The sequence below is a fragment of the Arenimonas oryziterrae DSM 21050 = YC6267 genome, assembly GCF_000420545.1.
Taxonomy (GTDB): domain Bacteria; phylum Pseudomonadota; class Gammaproteobacteria; order Xanthomonadales; family Xanthomonadaceae; genus Arenimonas; species Arenimonas oryziterrae.
Genome location: NZ_ATVD01000002.1, coordinates 625,889 through 641,616, shown reverse-complemented (window position 1 = coordinate 641,616; position 15,728 = coordinate 625,889). Strand labels below are relative to the sequence as shown.

Below are 15,728 nucleotides of genomic sequence, written 5' to 3'. Positions count from 1 at the left end.
CGATGCTCAGGCTGCGCCCCGGCCGCCCCGACTGCCTTGACCTGAATCAACTATCCGGCGGAAAGCAGTCCGCGCAACAGGCCGGCCGGATCGTGGGCGCGCGCCACGCTGATGATGAAGCCGTACACCGCGAGCGCCGCGACAAAGGCGAACCAGCGCGCACGCGTCGTGCGCCCGCGCTTGAACGCGAGCGCGCCGAGCACGATGTAGACGACCAGCATCACGACCTTGACCGTCAGCCAGGCGTCGACAAACGGAGCCTGGTGCAGCATCGTCGCGAGCATCAGCGCAGCAGTCAGCAACACGGTGTCGATGCCGTAGCTCAGCAGGCGCCAAGGCAGGGCCATCGGCCACTGCCGGCCTGCCAGCAGGCACAGGCCGCGCAGCGCGAACAGGCTACCGCTGGCGATCACCGCCGCGATGTGGACCGATTTGATCGGCAGGTAGAACTCGATCATGCGCTCAGTCAGGTTTGCCGTCTGCGCGCGGCCGCACATAGATCGACAGCGAGCGCAGCACCCAGGGCGTGAACGCGAACAGCCAGCCGAGACCGGCGACCGCCTGCCAGGCGAGGGCGTCGGGACGCAGTTCGGCGACGATGCGCACGACCGCGACGCACTGCACGAGCACAAAGGCGAACGCGGCCATGCGTCCGAGTACCAGCGGCCGTCCGGAATGGCCCTGCGTCACCCGCGTGACCATCGCGACCAGCAGGCTGCCGAAGTAGCCGATGAACAGCGCATGTGCCGGCGCGCGGCCGAGCACGAACTGGTCGGTCGCGGCAAACCACGCGCTTTGCAACGCGAACAGCGCGAAGGCGATCGGCAACCACGCGAACCCGAGCAGCAACACGCGCAGCAGCGCCGGCATCGGCGCGCGTGGCCACCAGCGCCACAGCAGGACGCTGCAGATCGCCACCAGGGGCACATCGGCGAGCCACAGGAAGGCATAGCCGTGCACCAGCTCCAGGCCCAGGTGCAGCATCGTCAAGGCCCAGAAGGCAGCGAGCAACAGCATCGGCCGGAACATGCGGTAGCCGGGCAGGGCCGCGCTGGCGAAGAACGGAATCATGCGGTGGTTGACCGTGAAGTACACCGGCAGCAGCAGGCCGAAACTGCCGAACTTGATCGCCGCGAACATCAGGCGGGCATTGCCGGTGAACAGATAGCCGAACACCAGTCCCAGTCCGATCAGACCCAGCACCAGCGCGCTGGCGCAGCTGATCGCATGCCAGGTCATCTGCGTGTCCTGCCACAGCAGCTTGATCAGGAAACTCAGTCCCGCCAGCCAGCCGGCGAGCGTGAACACGAATCCCAGATACAGCAGTGGCGCGAAGCCGCAAAGACCCGCGAGCGTGAGCAATTGGCCGCCGAACAATCCCAGGCCCACCGGCACGTAGTGCCAGCGACTCAGTGCGGGCAGCGACATCCAGCGCGGAAACACCGTGAGCAGAAAGCCGAAGATGAAGGGCGTCAGCACCTGGTACTGCATCACCAGCGCATGCATCCATCCTGCGGGAATCGACGGCTGCGGCATCGCAAACATCGGCCAGCGCGCATTGACCAGCCACAGCGTCCACCAGGCCATCGCCAGCAGCACATTCGCGGCGCCGACGAAGAACAGCAGCCGGTGCGGTGCCGCCGCCAGCAGGCGCGGCGAAAACGTGGCGATGTCGATCCGCGCCGGCATGTCCATGCTCATCCGCCTTCGATGAGGGCGGCCGGCACATCGGCCGTGACCGGCGCGCGTTTCGGTGCCAGCCACAGTCGCAGCACGAACCAGGCCAGGGCCAGCGCGCCGACGGAGAACACGGTGTCGCCGGGCACGCGCATCCACACCAGTACATCGATGATCGGCCGGCCCATGAATTCGGCAGAACGCGCGTACCAGTAGCCGTGTTCGAGCGCGGCGTTCAACTGCAGCAGACCCAGCGGCAGCAGCGTGAACACCGCCATCATCGACAGACCGATGTTGAGCGTCCAGAAGCTGATGCGCAGCGGTTTGGCATTCCAGTCCGCGTCCGGCAGCAGGCCGCGCACGCAGAACAGCAGCAGGCCGATGCCGAGCATGCCGTAGACGCCGAACAGCGCGGTGTGCCCGTGCAGCGCGGTCAGGTTCAGGCCCTGCATGTAGTACAGCGCCAGCGGCGTGTTGATCAGGAAACCGAACAGGCCCGCGCCCACCAGATTCCAGAACGACACCGCGATGAAGAACATGATCGGCCAGCGATAGCGCGCCATCCACGGCGTCGCCTGGCTATGGCTCCAGGTCTCGTAGGCCTCCATGCCGATGAATGCGAGCGGCACCACTTCCAGCGCCGAGAACGAGGCGCCGAGCGCGACGACGGCGGTCGTCGTGCCGGTGAAGTACAGATGGTGGAAGGTGCCGAGCACGCCGCCGGCCATGAACACGACCGTCGCGAACAGTACGTTCACCGTCGCGGTACGTCCGCGCACCAGGCCCAGCTTGACGAACAGGAAGGACATCACTGCCACGGCGAAGACTTCGAAGAAGCCTTCCACCCACAGGTGCACGACCCACCAGCGCCAGTATTCGACCATCGACAGATGCGTGTGCTCGCCCCACATCAGGCCGGCGGCATAGAACAGGCCGATCGCGACCGTCGACAGGAACAGCAGGCCCACGATCGAGGACATTTCGTCCTTGCGCACCAGCGCCGGCCACAGCGCGCGGCCCATCAGCAGCAGCCACAGCATCAGGCCGACGAACAGGAAAGCTTGCCAGAAGCGGCCGATATCGACGTATTCCCAGCCCTGGTGGCCGAACCAGAAATTGTTCGCGAGGCCGAGTTTCTGCATGACCGCGAACCACTGGCCGGTGAACGCGCCGACCACGATCAGCAGCAGGCAGACGAACAGGAAGTTCACGCCGGCGCGCTGGAATTTCGGTTCATGGCCGGAGATCGCCGGCGCGATGTACAGGCCGGTGCCGAGCCAGGCCGTGGCGATCCACAACACGGCCAATTGCGTGTGCCAGCTGCGCGTGAGCGCATAGGGCAGGATTTCCGCGAGTTTGAATCCGTAGAACTCGCGGCCTTCGACCTGGAAGTGTGCGGTCGTCGCGCCCAGCAGGATCTGCACCAGGAACAAGGCCAGCACGACCCAGAAATATTTCGCGGTCGCTTTCATCGACGGCGTGATCGTGATGCCGCGCAAGGGATCGGTCGCGGGCGGCGTCGGTGCGATGTCCTTGCCGTGATACACCGCGTAGTGCCAGCCGAGCAGACCGATGCCGGCGATCATGAAGAGCACGCTGAACACCGTCCACAGGAACGAGCTCGAGGTCGGCGCATTGCCTACCAGCGGCTCGTAGGGCCAGTTGTTGGTGTACGAGGTCGTGGCGTCCGGCCGATTGGCAACGGCGGCCCAGGCAGTCCAGAAGAAGAACGCTGTCAGTTGCCGGCGATGCTCCGGGCTGTCGACGGTGTTGTCCTTCATCGCATAGGTTTCGCGCAGCTTGTCGGTCGCCGGATCGTTGCTGAACAGGCTTTCGTAGTGGGCCGCGACCTGCGCCATTGCCTGGGCGCGTTCGTCGTCGATGGTCAGCGTGCCCGTGCCCGCGTCGTAGCCGTTGCGGCGGATGTCGGGTTTGAGCTCGGCCTGCAGCTTGGCCTGCGTGCCGGCGTCCAGGCGCGCGTAGCCCTGACCGAACTGTCGCTGCGCGCGCAGATCGAGCCAGGCGACGGCTTCGCGGTGCAACCAGTCGGCACTCCAGTCCGGCGCCACGAGCGCGCCATGGCCCCAGATCGACCCCAGTTGCTGACCGCCGAAGCTTTGCCAGACCGTGCGTCCGGTCTCGATGTCTGCGCGGGTGTAGAGGGTGACGCCATGCGCCGTGACGACGCGTTCGGGCATCGGCGGCGCCTGTCGGTGAATCTCGCCGCCCATCCACAACAAGGCAGTGAAGGACACCGCCAATAGGGCCGCGAGGGCGAGCCACAGTTTCCGGGTTTGCGACATGACGCCTCTCCACGCTAGGAATGGCGTCATGCTCGGCGCAAAAACCGACGCCCGCCCTGACTCAGGTCAAGCGCGGGCGTGGCGGGCGGGGTCTCAGGGCTCGGTCGAGGGCTGGCGCGTCGGGGCCGAGCGCGTCGGCAGCCGCCACAGATAGATCGCGACCAGCGTGCAGGTCGCCGCCGGTATCCAGCCGATGTTCGTCGGCAGGAACCACCACGACAGCGCGGAGCTGATCGTCATCATGACGGTGGCCAGTTGCTTGGCGCGCAGCGGCACGGCGCGGTGTTCGCGCCAGTCGCGCACCATCGGGCCGAGCGTGGGCTGGTTGAGCAGCCAGTTTTCCCAACGCTGGCTGCCGCGCGAAAAGCAGTAGGCGGCGAGCAGCACGAAGGGCACGGTCGGCAGCACCGGCAGGACGATGCCGATCGCGCCCAGCGCGAGCGCAAGCAGACCGCTCGTGATCCAGAACCATCGCAGGGCTTTCGATCGCATCAGACGATGGTAGTGCGCTGTTGTCCGATCGGGGTTAAGCAGGCGTGACCGCGCGGCGCCAGCCTTACCAATCGGTGGGCTTGTAGTCCTTGAGGAACTGGCCCCAGACGTGCTCGCCGGTATTGATGCCGGCGATGATCGGATCGACGATGCGCGCGGCACCGTCGACGATGTCGAGCGGCGGATGGAAGCGTTCTTCCTTCTGCTTGCGCTCGGCGATCTCGATCGGATCCTCGTCGGTGACCCAGCCGGTGTCCACGCTGTTCATGTGGATGCCGTCGCCGTGATAGTCGGTCGCGGCGGTGCGCGTCATCATGTTCAGCGCGGCCTTGGCCATGTTCGTATGCGGATGCCGCGTGGTCTTGAAGTTGCGGTAGAACTGACCCTCGACCGCCGACACGTTGACGATGTGCTTGTCGCGTTCGGGCGTTTTCATCATTAGCGGCTTCAGGCGCGCATTGATGATGAAGGGCGCGACGGCGTTGACCAGCTGTACTTCCAGCAATTCCACCGACGGCACTTCGGCCATGAGCAGGCGCCAGGAATTGCGTCCGCGCAGGTCGACCTGCTGCAGGTCCTGGTCGAGTCGGCCTTCCGGGAACAGGTGCTTCTGGCCGAGCAGTTCGTCGGCGAGCAGGGGCAGCTGCGACAGTTCCGCGGCGCGCGTCATGCCCGGCGCCTGTTGCGCCAGGCGCTGGCTTTCCTGCGTCGACAGAACATTGCCGTCGGGCAGCAGATCGTAGCCGCGCAGACCTTCGTAGCTGCCGAGCAGCTTGCGGATGTCCTCGGGCATGTCGTGATGCGCGGCAGTCTCGCCTTCCATCATGTGTGCATAGAACTCCGGCGGACGACGCACGGTCTGGCAGGCGTTGTTGATGATGAAGTCCAGGCGCGGCCGCGTCTGGATCAGGGTCTGGCAGAAGGCTTCCACGCTCGGCGTGTGACGCAGGTCGAGGCCGAAGATTTCCAGGCGATGGCCCCACTCGGCGAAATCCGGTTCCTGGGCATAACGCGCGGCGGAATCGCGCGGGAAGCGCGTGGTCACGATCAGCTGGGCACCGGCGCGCAGCAGTTTGATGCCGGCCTGGTAGCCGATCTTGACGCGGCCGCCGGTGAGCAGGGCGACGCGACCGCGGAGGTCCGCCGTTTCGCTACGTTTGGCGAAATTGAAGTCCGCGCAGGACGGGCACATCTGGTCGTAGAAATGATGGATCTGCGAATACTTCTGCTTGCACACGTAGCAGTGCTGCGGCTCGATCGATTCGCGCGGCGCCGAGTCGCCCTCGTCGCCGTCGCGCGCGACGAAATCCTGCGGCGGGAAATAGTTTGGCGTGGTGAACACCGGCTTGCGGCGCAATTCGCGGATACCCGTCTGGTTGAGAACGGTATCGTCCTTGCGGTTTTTTTCCGCCGCGCGTTCGCGGCGCATCTGCCGCAGTTTCTGCCGGTGCGCGATCGGATCGGGCGTGTGGATGCGCGTGATCGCCTCGAGTAGGCGCTTGCGTTCGAATTCGGGCAGGGCCTCAATCATCGCGCGGTTGCGCGAGACGGTTTCCAACAGATCGGTGGCGGCGTGCAGACGCGCCAGCAGCTCGTCGTCGATGTCCGGCGCGGGCGCGACGGGTTTTTCCTGGGTATTCAAGGGGCAGTCCTGTGTTCCCGGCGGGGAGGTCCCGCGTCCCGCGATCCGGCACAGGCGGGGCTGGCGGGGATCGGGCGACGAATCGAGCCGGTTTGGGGGCCGCATGATACCCCGTCGGCGCCGCCCGGGCCCGACCGGGCAGGGCGTGCCGGGCAAGCCGCGTGGTTATTCGCGCAGGACCGGCCGCGCCAGCGCGGCCAGGCGCGCCGCATCGAGGATTTCCAGCTCCCGTCGTTCGACCTGCACCAGGCCTTCGTCCTGGAAGCGCCGCAGTACCCGGCTCACGGTTTCCGGCGCCAGGCGCAGGTAGTTGGCCATGTCCGTGCGCGCCATCGTCAGGTGGAAACGACTCGGGGAAAAACCGCGCTCGGCATACCGGCGCGAGAGCGACACCAGGAACGCCGCCATGCGCTGGTCCGAGGAATAGTCGCCGGCCAGCAAGGCGGCCTTGCCGATGTCCTGCGAGAGCAGGCGGAACAACTGCGCCTGCAGTCCGGGCAGGCGCGTGGCCAGCAGCGCCATTTTCGGAAACGAAAAACGGCACAGCATCACCGTGTCCAGCGCGACGGCATTGCAGGGATAGCGGGCGTGATGGATCGCGTTGAGACCGATGACTTCGCCGGGCAGGAAAAATCCGAGGACCTGCTCCTGGCCCGACGGATCGAGCACGTAGGTCTTGACCGTGCCGGCGCGCACGGCCGCGATCGCGGTGAAATCGTCGCCCTCGCGGAACAGATGCTCGCCTTCGTGAAACGGCCCGACGTGTTCGACCAGCACATGCAGGTCGTTGAGCGAGCTCTTATCGAAGCCTTGCGACAGGCAGGCCTGGGAAAACGCGCAGGTGCTGCAGAAACGCAGCGCGTCGCCGTCGTCGGCTATCGGGCCCGGGCGGGGCCGGCGCAGCGCAGGTTCGCTCATGGCCCCCTCTTCGCGCAGATCGTCAGATCGCTTTCGAGAACCGTACCGGTTCGGTCCGCGGCTGATGCAGGTAGCGATCGAAGCATGCGGCGATGATACGCAGCAGCAGGCGGCCGCGCGAGGTCGCCAGAATCCGGGTCGGTTCGATCGCGACCAGGCCGTCGGCGACCAGTTCGCGCAGACGCGCCAGGTCGTCGTGGAAATAGCCGGCGAAATCGATGCCGTGGCGCTGCTCGAGGGCCGGGATGTCGATCTCGCCGCGACACATCAGCTGCTGGATCAGGTCGGCGCGCAGCACGTCGTCGGCATCGAGCGTGATGCCGCGCCAGACCGGCAGGCGGCCGCTGTCGATCGCCGCTTCCCAACCGGGCAGGTCGCGCGGGTTTTGGCTGTAGCTGTCGCCGATATGGCTGATCGCGCTGACGCCCAGGCCGATCAGGTCGCAGTCGGCATGGGTGGTGTAGCCCATGAAATTGCGATGCAGGCCGTCGTGTTCCTGCGCACGCGACAATTCGTCGTCGGGCAGCGCGAAATGGTCCATACCGATGTAGCGGTAGCCGGCTGCCGACAGTTTTTCGATCGCCAACTGCAGCAGACCCAATTTCGCTTCCGGATCGGGCAACAGCGACTCGTCGATCTGTTTCTGCGGGCGGAACAGCTGCGGCATGTGCGCATAGCTGTAGATCGCCAAGCGATCGGGACGCGCCGCGACGACGGTATCGAGCGTGCGGCCGAAGCCGGCGCGGTTCTGTCCCGGCAGGCCGTAGATCAGGTCGATGTTGACCGACCGGAACCCGTGCTTGCGGCAGGCGTCGACGACGGCGAGGGTTTCTTCCACCGATTGGATGCGGTTCACCGCCGCCTGCACTGTCGGATCGAAATCCTGCACGCCCAGGCTGGCGCGATTGAAACCCATGAAGGCCAGCGCCTCGATGTCGCTGGCGCCGACGAAACGCGGATCGAGTTCGATCGAGAAGTCGCGCTCGCGGGAAGCGCTGAAATGAAAATGCCGGCTGAAACTTTCCATGAGTTCGCCGAGCTGGCCGGCGTTGAGGAAGTTGGGCGTGCCGCCGCCCAGATGCAGCTGGATCACATCGCGGTCGCGGTCGAACAGCGGCGCGACCAGGGCGATTTCACGCACGAGGCGGGCCAGGTAGGCGTCCGCGCGCGAATGGTCGCGGGTGATGATGCGGTTGCAGCCGCAGTAGAAACACGGGCTGAAACAGAAGGGGATATGCGCATACAGCGACAGCCGGCGCGGGATCGGGTCGCCGTTGCTGAGCTTGGCGACGTCGCGCAGCTGCGCCTCGCCGAAGGCGCTGCTGAACTGCGGCGCGGTCGGATACGACGTGTAGCGCGGACCGGGACGGTCGTAGCGACGCAACAGGTCGCCGTCGAAGGGAGGAATGCTGTTCATGCGCCAAGGCTAGCGGCCGCCGGGCGGACGAGCCTTGACGTCGATCAAGCCGGGGTGCCGGCAGCGGCCTCGGGGCCAACCGCCGGACCGGCGTTCGGCGCGCCTAGCGAATCGTGAAGGCCAGTTCCCACGACGGCTTGCCGTCGATGTCGAACACCAGCGCGTACGTGCCCGGCGTCCAGCCGGCGTCCGGGCGGTAATCGAAGATCACCGGCGTCAGGCCTGCGACCGCCGTGGCTTTTTCGGCCGTGTGGATCTCGGCGCCGGTGGCGTCTTTCCAGTGCAGGGTGACGGTCGAGCTGGCGGCATGGCCATCGAGCATGAGCTGCGCATAGACGGAATCGCCGGCGGCGAATTCCTTGATGTCCGCGGGCAGGGTGCCGGTGCCGGCATTGATGTGGTCGCCAGTGACCGCGAAGGCCGCGCTGACGCTGCTTTGCACGGGTGCCGGCGCCGGCGCCGGTGTGGGCGCGGTATCGGCCACCGGGGCGGGTTCGGTGACCGTCGGTGCCGGCGCGGCCTCAGGTTGGCAGGCGGCGATCAGCAGGCTCAGGCTGAACAGGGCAGGCAAGGCGAAGCGGGGGGCGGTCGGGGTCACGACGGGGCTCCGGAAACGGGAAGGGATCAGGCGGGGGTGAGGGCAAGCGCGGGGCGCATCGCCGCGGCGACATCGGCGATCGACTGGCGCAGCGGCGTCGACGGCGCGTAGCCGATCATCTTGGTCAGACGCGAGCAATCCGGCACGCGGCGCTCGATGTCCTGGAAGGAATCGCCGAATACGTCGCGATGCGGAATGTGCTGCACGGACACCTGCGTGCCGACGACATCGTTCACCAGCGCCGCGAGTGCGTTGATGCTGATTTCTTCGTTGCTGCCGATGTTGAACACCGCGCCGTAGGCCGCGGGCGTCGCCATCAGTGCCGACAGACTGCGCACGACGTCGTGCACGTGCGTGAAGCAGCGCGACTGCTCGCCGCTGCCGTGGATGTGGATGTCGCGGCCGGCGAGCGCGGCTTCGACGAAGCGCGGCACGACCATGCCGTACTGGCCGATCTGGCGGGGACCGATGGTGTTGAACAGGCGCGCCACCACGACGGGCAGGGCGCGTTCCTTGAAATAGGCGATCGCCATGAATTCGTCGACGAGCTTGGCGCAGGCGTATCCCCAGCGATCGATTTCCGACGGACCGATGCAGGGATCGTTGTCTTCGCGCAGCGGCATCTTGGTGATCTTGCCGTAGACCTCGGAGGTCGAGGCGATCAGCACCGGCGTGCCGTCGCGCGCGGCGGCGTCGAGCACGGCATGCGTGCCGCTGACGGCGACATCGAGTGTGCGGATGCGCTGCGTCATCACGCGCTGCACGCCGACGGCGGAGGCGAGGTGATAGACGCAGTCGGCGCGGGCGACGAGGCGGGCGACCAGGGGCGCATCGGTGACGCAGCCCTGGACCAGATCGGCGGCCCCCGAGGCCAGCGGCCCCTGGATGTTGCGCAGGTGGCCGGTCGACAGGTCGTCGAGCACGGTGACGGTATCGCCCGCGGCGACATGGCGATCGAGCAAGTGGGAGCCGATGAAACCGGCGCCGCCGGTGATCAGAACATGCATGGGGGGAATCCGTGACAACCGGTCGGGAAAGGGGACGCGTCAGGCGCCGCGAAGGCGGGCAAGCAGGGCGCCCAGGGCATTGCTCAGGCGCGGGAAGCGGTCGAAAAGGCGATAGACCGCGTCGGCACGCCGGTGCAGGAAACGGTGCGCGCCGGGCGGGGCCATTATAACCGGCTCGCCGGCCGGCGCCGGCGGGGGTGCCAGGGTCGCCTGCAATTCCTGCCATTCGGCGCTGGTGATGGTCATGCGCAAGGCCTTCTGGTCGCGGGCGATGAGCTCTCGGGCGCGCGCCAGGTTCGGGTTGTGGGTAGCGTGGGTGGCCTCGCCGTCCCAGATCGTATTGCCGGCATGGATGCGGTATTCGGCGACCGGGAACAGGCGGTCGCTGGTTTCGAACGGGCCGACGGTGGCGGCGCGCAGCAGGAACTCGTAGTCCTCCAGCGGCACGTGCTCGTCGGAAAAACGCAGCAGGTCCGCCGGCAGGCGCGTGCGCGCCAGCACGTAGCTGTGGATCGGGATGAAATTGTCGCGAAACAGGTCGAAACGGCGCGAGCCCCAGGCGAAGAAGCCGTCCTGTTTGCGCCGGATGAAGTAGTAGTCGCCGACGGAGTCGAGGAAGGCCAGGCGGGTCCCGCCGACCGCGAGCACGGCGTCGGGACGCGCACGCAAGCGGGCGATCAGGCGTTCGTAGCCGCGCTGGTAGACGATGTCGTCGTCGTCGAGGAAAGCCAGGAATTCACCGCGGGCGACGCGGGCGCCCTCGGTCAGCAGGCGCGCGCGGGCATCGAAACCCGCCGCGGCCGGGACCGCGAGCACCTGATGGCTGACACCCTCGCGCCAGGGCTGGCGGGCGAGCACGGCCTGCGCCGCGGCGAGGAAGTCCGCATCCGGCGCCTGCAACGCGAGCACCACGTCGAGCTTCTGCCAGCGCTGGCAGGCCAGCGAGAACAGCGCCTCGTCGAGCATGGGCAGGCGCTGGGCCGAGGCCGAGCGCACCACAACGCTGAGCGTGTCACCAAGCAGGGCGGCGGTCATCGCGGCGCTCACCAGCGTCCGGGCGCGTAGTGCGCCGCGTTGACGAAATCGCTGACCAGATATTCAGTCTGGCCCACTGCGGCGACCGGCGGCAGCGCGGGCAGGTCGTCGGCGCTGCCAGCGAAGCCCTGGCGGAACATCTCCGCTTCGACGCGCTGGCGCTGGCTCGGATTGCCCCATTTGTGCGCGAAATAGCGCTGGCTGACCAGGTTGTAACGCAGGCGCAAGGCGTCCCCGGGGCGTCCGGCAACGTCATGCGAGAACAGCGCTTTCGGCGCGAGCTTGACCTTGTGGCCGGCCACGCGGGCGCGCCAGGAATAGTCGATGTCTTCCATGTACAGGAAGAAATTTTCGTCGAAGCCGCCGATCGACGCGTACACCGCCCGCGGCACCAGCAGGCAGGCGCCCGAGGCCCAGGGCGTATCGAGCGTGCGCCGGTCGTAGTTCTTGGGGTGTTCTTCGGGAAATTGCCGCGCTTCGACCAGGCTGGCCGGATGGCGCGCGGCCTGGTCGGCGAGTTCGCGCAGGCAATCGGGATGGAAGGCGCCGTCGGGATTGGCGCAGACGACCGCGTCGATCGCAGGATCGTCGAACCCGGCCTGCAGCAGGCGATTCACCGCCCGCGCGAAACCGACATTTCCCTGCCCCGGCAATTCGGTCGCGTGCGCACCGGCCGGCATCGCCACGGCATCGCCGTTGTGGATGACCAGCACCTTCACGGTGTCGGGAGCGAACGCGGGACCGGCGGTACTCGCCGCGAGCGAGCGAAAGAACGTCGCCAACTCGTCGGACGCGTTGTTGAAAGTCACCAGGCCAATCGCTAACCGCATCGGGATTTCCTGCTTTTCATCGTCAGCTGCGGCGATGGAGGCCGGAACCGTGGTCTGCCCGAAGGCGCTGGGGGGTGATTAATCTGCGCAATGCGTGGGCCGCTTGTCAACGCGGCCGCTTTATTACAGCCATTTGGCGCGACGCAGGGCGAAATACAGGCCTACGCAGACGGCGGCCGTCACGCCGATCATGATCCAGTAGCTGTAGCGGCCGTCCAGTTCAGGCATGTGATGAAAGTTCATGCCGTACCAGCTGGTCAGCAGGGTCGGGGCGGCGAGCAGGGCGGCCCAGCCGGCCAGGCGTTTGACGATCTCGCCCTGCGCGACGGTGACCAGGGACAGGTTCACCGACATCGCGGCGGTCAGCATTTCGCGCATCGTGTCCACGGCTTCGTTCACCCGCACGACGTGGTCGTGCACATCGCGCAGGTACACGCGCACTTCCTTGCGGATCAGGGTCGGGTGGAACTGCATGAGCTGGTTGAGCATGTCCTGCATCGGCGAGACCGCCAGACGCAGTTGCGTGAGGTCGCGCTTGAGTTCGTACAGGCGGCGCACCGTTTCGCGCCGGTAGTCTTCGGCGAAGATGTCCTTCTCGAGTTCGTTGAGCTCCTCCTGGAACTCGCCGACGATCGGGAAATAATTGTCGACCACGGCATCGAGCACGGCATACAGCCCGTAGCTCGGGCCGAGTTTCATGAGATCGGGGCTCTTCTCGCAGCGCTCGCGCGCCGGGCTGAAGGGCAGGGACGCGCCGTGGCGCACGGTCAGCAGATAGCGCGGTCCGATGAAGATATGCGTTTCGCCGAACTCGATGTGGCCGGCGACCACCTGCGCGGTATGCAGCACCATGAACAGCGAATCGCCGTACAGCTCGATCTTCGGACGCTGGTGCGCCTTCAGCGCATCCTCGACGGCGAGCGGATGCAGGGAAAACTCTTCCTGCATCTTCAGCAGCAGCTGTTCGTCCGGGGCGTACAACCCGACCCAGACGAAGCCGCCGTCGTCGACTGCGAGCACGTCGCTGATCTGTTCGAGGCTGATGTCGGCGCGCCGTTTACCCGCGCTGCAATAGGCGACAACGTTGCGGACCATCGGGGACGCGGGCGGAGCGAGGGCGGTATCCATGCCGGCATCATCGGCCAGCGCGGCGATCGGCGGCAAGTTTCAGGACTTCTTCGGGCTGAACGTGCGCGCCAGTGCCCAGTGCATCGGCAGCAGCAACAGCACCCATTCGACGTTTTCCTGCGGCCGGAATGGCAGGAATTTCAGGAAACCGGCGATCGCGGCACTGCCGGCGACCAGCCACAGCATCCGCTGGAACAACACGCTGGCCGGTCGCCCGCGCAGCACGCCCCAGGCGCCGGGCAGCAAACCCAGGCACAGCGGACTGAGCAGCAGCAGGTTCTCGTTGGCATAGCCGAACACATGCGCGCTGCCGAACCAGATGAACAGCATCAGGGCGCCCAGCGCCGCCGCGACGATCCAGAACGGCAAAGCCAGGCCCGCGAGCAGGCGCGGATGTCGGCGGCCGAGCAGCAGGATGCCGGCCGCGAATGCGATGCCGACGAACAGCGCGGGCACGCGCCAGCGCGGCGTTTCCGTTGGCGGCGACGACAGGCGATGCGGTAGCAAGGTCAGTTCTTCGCGGACCAGCGGGCGGCCGTCGGCGAGCTTCACCACGCGCAGCGCATCGCGCAGGCGCATCGGAATGAAGGATTCTTCCCAGCGCGAAAGCGAGCGATCCGCCGCCCCCGACAGACCCAGATGAAATCCAAAAGCCATCCATTTCGCCGGCCAGGCCAGGCGCACCGACTCGCTGCGATAGCTATTGCCCTGCGAGCGCGTGGTCAGTTGTTGTTTGAGCGCACCGCCGAGCACGGCGTCGAGGTTGTCGCGCACGCGCGTGGCGCAGTTGGCGGTGAAATATTCGTAGGTGTAGCGGGAGTTTTCCGGCCGCGCGTTCTCGACCAGGGCCGCCGCGAGTGCATTCGCCTGCGCGGGTGTGAGGTCGAGCCACTGCATGGTCACGCCGCGGCCTTTGCCTTCGTAATTCGCGAGGTCGTCTTCCAGTGGCAAGGCGACCAGCTGATAGCGCATGCGGCCGTGGATGAAATTGTCCACGAAGCCGGGCTCGGACATATCGAAAAAGCCGAAGTTGTACGAGATCGCTTCGCCGGTGACCGCATCCACGACGACGATCGCATCGTGGCCGAAGCGTTCCCAGAAGGCCTCGCCCGGCTCCATCGTGATCACGCCGATACGCGGCGCCGAGGGTGCGGCGACGGCGACGCGCGCGTCGGCCGGCGCACCGGTCTGCGCGCGACCGGTGCCTGGCAGGCACAGCATCAGGGCAATCAGCAGCGCGCCGACAACGCTAGTCGGGCGCATGCACGCTCACGACGAAGGAATGCACGCGACGGCGATCGGCGCGGCCGACGCGGAAATGGAAGCGGTCGAGCGTCAGTTCCTCGCCCGCCTCGGGCAGGTGGCCGATCGCGGCATTGATCAGGCCGCCGATGGTGTCGTACTCGTCGTCGGGGAACTGGGCGCCGAACTGTTCGTTGAAATCGCTGATCGGCGTCAGCGCGTCGACCGCGAACTGACCGTCGGCCTGCGCGGCGATCATCTTTTCTTCGTCGGCTTCATCGTGCTCGTCGTCGATCTCGCCGACGATCTGCTCGAGCACGTCCTCGATGGTGACCAGGCCGGCGACGCCGCCGTGTTCGTCCACGACGATCGCCATGTGATTGCGCGACAGGCGGAATTCCTTGAGCAGCACGTTCAGGCGCTTGGATTCGGGGATCAGCACGGCCGGGCGCAGCAGCTCGCGCACCTGTCCGGGGCCGCCGTCGGCGACGATGCCGCGCAGCAGATCTTTCGCGAGCAGGATGCCGAGAATGTCGTCCTTGTCGTCGCCGTGCACCGGGAAGCGCGAATGGCCGGTCTCGACGACGAGCTTCATCAGATCCAGGAAGGCGTAGTCGGCCGGCAGGGAAACCATCTGCGAGCGCGGAATCATGATGTCGCCGACCTGCAGCTCGGACACCGCGAGGGCGCCTTCCAGCATCTTCAGGGTATCGGCGCCGACCAGGCCGTTGGACTGGGCGTCGCGCAGGATCTCGACCAGATCCTCGCGGCTTTGCGGTTCGCCGGAAAAGGCCAGGCTCAGGCGTTCGAGCCAGGAGCGGCGCTCGGGCGGGGTGGTACTGTCGGTGTCCTCGGACATGATCTAGCGGCAGACGCCGGGGGCCGGCGGGACGCCAGTCTAGCGCAAACGATGTTTCAGCCGCCTCGCCGGAACCCGTCTGTCGCCGGATTCATTCGTCCTCGTAGGGGTCGCCGAAGCCCAGGCCCGCGAGAATCTCGCGTTCCAGCAACTCCATGGCTTCGGCCTCGCGGTCGTTTTCGTGGTCCAGGCCCAGCAGGTGCAAGACGCCGTGCACGGTCAGGTGGGCATAGTGCGCGGCGAGCTGCTTGCCCTGTTCGCGTGCCTCGCGGGCCACGACCGGCGCGCAGATCACCAGGTCGCCAAGCAGGGGCAGGGTGACGCCTTCGGGCAATTCCGCCGGAAAGCTCAGCACGTTCGTTGCGTAGTCCTTGCCGCGGTAGTGCCGGTTCAGCGATCGGCCTTCCTTGGTGTCGACCAGACGGATCGCGAGATCGGCCTTGCGGATGCGACCTTCGCAGGCCGCTGCGGCCCAACGCTTGAAGCTGACGGCGGCCGGCAGGCCGGTGCGCGGCAGTCCGTAACTGACGCTGAGATCGAGCTGGATCGGTCCGCGGGTCATGCGAGGGCATCGTCGGTG

The 15,728-nt window shown here is 66.6% G+C and carries 15 protein-coding genes; all 15 read right to left on the bottom strand.

The features are described 5' to 3' along the window. Nucleotides 1-50: 50 nt before the first annotated feature. Nucleotides 51-458, bottom strand: a complete 408-nt coding sequence (locus G467_RS0107775; RefSeq protein WP_022969172.1) for a SirB2 family protein — start codon at nucleotides 456-458, stop codon at nucleotides 51-53. Between the two features lie 4 nt (nucleotides 459-462). Further along, the gene (locus tag G467_RS0107770; protein ID WP_022969171.1) at nucleotides 463-1,689 is read right to left on the bottom strand and encodes an NnrS family protein; all 1,227 of its coding nucleotides are present in this window, start codon (nucleotides 1,687-1,689) and stop codon (nucleotides 463-465) included. 8 nt (nucleotides 1,690-1,697) lie between these two features. Beyond that, a complete protein-coding gene (locus G467_RS0107765) occupies nucleotides 1,698-3,980 on the bottom strand; it encodes a nitric-oxide reductase large subunit (RefSeq protein ID WP_022969170.1) in 2,283 nt (760 codons plus the stop codon). A 93-nt stretch (nucleotides 3,981-4,073) separates the two neighbouring features. After that, nucleotides 4,074-4,472: a YbaN family protein gene (locus tag G467_RS15945; RefSeq protein WP_022969169.1), complete on the bottom strand. Its 399-nt coding sequence runs from the start codon at nucleotides 4,470-4,472 to the stop codon at nucleotides 4,074-4,076. A 64-nt stretch (nucleotides 4,473-4,536) separates the two neighbouring features. Further along, the gene (locus tag G467_RS0107755) at nucleotides 4,537-6,114 is read right to left on the bottom strand and encodes an SDR family NAD(P)-dependent oxidoreductase (protein ID WP_022969168.1); all 1,578 of its coding nucleotides are present in this window, start codon (nucleotides 6,112-6,114) and stop codon (nucleotides 4,537-4,539) included. A 165-nt stretch (nucleotides 6,115-6,279) separates the two neighbouring features. Further along, on the bottom strand, nucleotides 6,280-7,032 hold the full coding sequence (locus G467_RS0107750) for a helix-turn-helix domain-containing protein (protein ID WP_022969167.1): 753 nt from the start codon (nucleotides 7,030-7,032) through the stop codon (nucleotides 6,280-6,282). Between the two features lie 22 nt (nucleotides 7,033-7,054). Beyond that, on the bottom strand, nucleotides 7,055-8,449 hold the full coding sequence (hemN, locus tag G467_RS0107745; protein ID WP_022969166.1) for an oxygen-independent coproporphyrinogen III oxidase: 1,395 nt from the start codon (nucleotides 8,447-8,449) through the stop codon (nucleotides 7,055-7,057). Nucleotides 8,450-8,552: 103 nt separating this feature from the next. Then, nucleotides 8,553-9,047: a hypothetical protein gene (locus tag G467_RS15940; protein WP_022969165.1), complete on the bottom strand. Its 495-nt coding sequence runs from the start codon at nucleotides 9,045-9,047 to the stop codon at nucleotides 8,553-8,555. Nucleotides 9,048-9,073: 26 nt separating this feature from the next. Then, nucleotides 9,074-10,054, bottom strand: coding sequence for an NAD-dependent epimerase/dehydratase family protein (locus G467_RS15935; RefSeq protein ID WP_022969164.1), 981 nt, complete (start codon nucleotides 10,052-10,054; stop codon nucleotides 9,074-9,076). Between the two features lie 39 nt (nucleotides 10,055-10,093). Then, the gene (locus G467_RS0107730; protein ID WP_155844849.1) at nucleotides 10,094-11,089 is read right to left on the bottom strand and encodes a glycosyltransferase family A protein; all 996 of its coding nucleotides are present in this window, start codon (nucleotides 11,087-11,089) and stop codon (nucleotides 10,094-10,096) included. A gap of 8 nt (nucleotides 11,090-11,097) precedes the next feature. Next, on the bottom strand, nucleotides 11,098-11,919 hold the full coding sequence (locus G467_RS17445; protein ID WP_022969162.1) for a glycosyltransferase family 2 protein: 822 nt from the start codon (nucleotides 11,917-11,919) through the stop codon (nucleotides 11,098-11,100). Nucleotides 11,920-12,042: 123 nt separating this feature from the next. Then, a complete protein-coding gene (gene corA, locus G467_RS0107720) occupies nucleotides 12,043-13,047 on the bottom strand; it encodes a magnesium/cobalt transporter CorA (protein WP_026802477.1) in 1,005 nt (334 codons plus the stop codon). A 39-nt stretch (nucleotides 13,048-13,086) separates the two neighbouring features. After that, nucleotides 13,087-14,310 carry a lipoprotein N-acyltransferase Lnb domain-containing protein gene (locus G467_RS0107715; RefSeq protein WP_022969160.1) on the bottom strand — a complete coding sequence of 408 codons (1,224 nt, stop codon included), beginning with the start codon at nucleotides 14,308-14,310 and terminating at the stop codon, nucleotides 13,087-13,089. Then, nucleotides 14,297-15,148: a CorC family transporter gene (locus G467_RS0107710; RefSeq protein WP_022969159.1), complete on the bottom strand. Its 852-nt coding sequence runs from the start codon at nucleotides 15,146-15,148 to the stop codon at nucleotides 14,297-14,299. Before G467_RS0107710 ends, G467_RS0107715 begins: the two co-directional genes overlap by 14 nt. A gap of 91 nt (nucleotides 15,149-15,239) precedes the next feature. Then, on the bottom strand, nucleotides 15,240-15,710 hold the full coding sequence (gene ybeY / locus G467_RS0107705) for an rRNA maturation RNase YbeY (protein ID WP_022969158.1): 471 nt from the start codon (nucleotides 15,708-15,710) through the stop codon (nucleotides 15,240-15,242). Between the last annotated feature and the right edge of the window lie 18 nt (nucleotides 15,711-15,728).

What these genes read in the sequence shown, in the direction of transcription:
- G467_RS0107775 (WP_022969172.1), bottom strand. Translation starts at nt 458, where the DNA reads ATGATCGAGTTCTACCTGCCGATCAAATCGGTCCACATCGCGGCGGTG.
- G467_RS0107770 (WP_022969171.1), bottom strand. Translation starts at nt 1,689, where the DNA reads ATGCCGGCGCGGATCGACATCGCCACGTTTTCGCCGCGCCTGCTGGCG.
- G467_RS0107765 (WP_022969170.1), bottom strand. Translation starts at nt 3,980, where the DNA reads ATGTCGCAAACCCGGAAACTGTGGCTCGCCCTCGCGGCCCTATTGGCG.
- G467_RS15945 (WP_022969169.1), bottom strand. Translation starts at nt 4,472, where the DNA reads ATGCGATCGAAAGCCCTGCGATGGTTCTGGATCACGAGCGGTCTGCTT.
- G467_RS0107750 (WP_022969167.1), bottom strand. Translation starts at nt 7,032, where the DNA reads ATGAGCGAACCTGCGCTGCGCCGGCCCCGCCCGGGCCCGATAGCCGAC.
- hemN (WP_022969166.1), bottom strand. Translation starts at nt 8,449, where the DNA reads ATGAACAGCATTCCTCCCTTCGACGGCGACCTGTTGCGTCGCTACGAC.
- G467_RS15935 (WP_022969164.1), bottom strand. Translation starts at nt 10,054, where the DNA reads ATGCATGTTCTGATCACCGGCGGCGCCGGTTTCATCGGCTCCCACTTG.
- G467_RS0107730 (WP_155844849.1), bottom strand. Translation starts at nt 11,089, where the DNA reads ATGACCGCCGCCCTGCTTGGTGACACGCTCAGCGTTGTGGTGCGCTCG.
- G467_RS17445 (WP_022969162.1), bottom strand. Translation starts at nt 11,919, where the DNA reads ATGCGGTTAGCGATTGGCCTGGTGACTTTCAACAACGCGTCCGACGAG.
- corA (WP_026802477.1), bottom strand. Translation starts at nt 13,047, where the DNA reads ATGGATACCGCCCTCGCTCCGCCCGCGTCCCCGATGGTCCGCAACGTT.
- G467_RS0107715 (WP_022969160.1), bottom strand. Translation starts at nt 14,310, where the DNA reads ATGCGCCCGACTAGCGTTGTCGGCGCGCTGCTGATTGCCCTGATGCTG.
- G467_RS0107710 (WP_022969159.1), bottom strand. Translation starts at nt 15,148, where the DNA reads ATGTCCGAGGACACCGACAGTACCACCCCGCCCGAGCGCCGCTCCTGG.
- ybeY (WP_022969158.1), bottom strand. Translation starts at nt 15,710, where the DNA reads ATGACCCGCGGACCGATCCAGCTCGATCTCAGCGTCAGTTACGGACTG.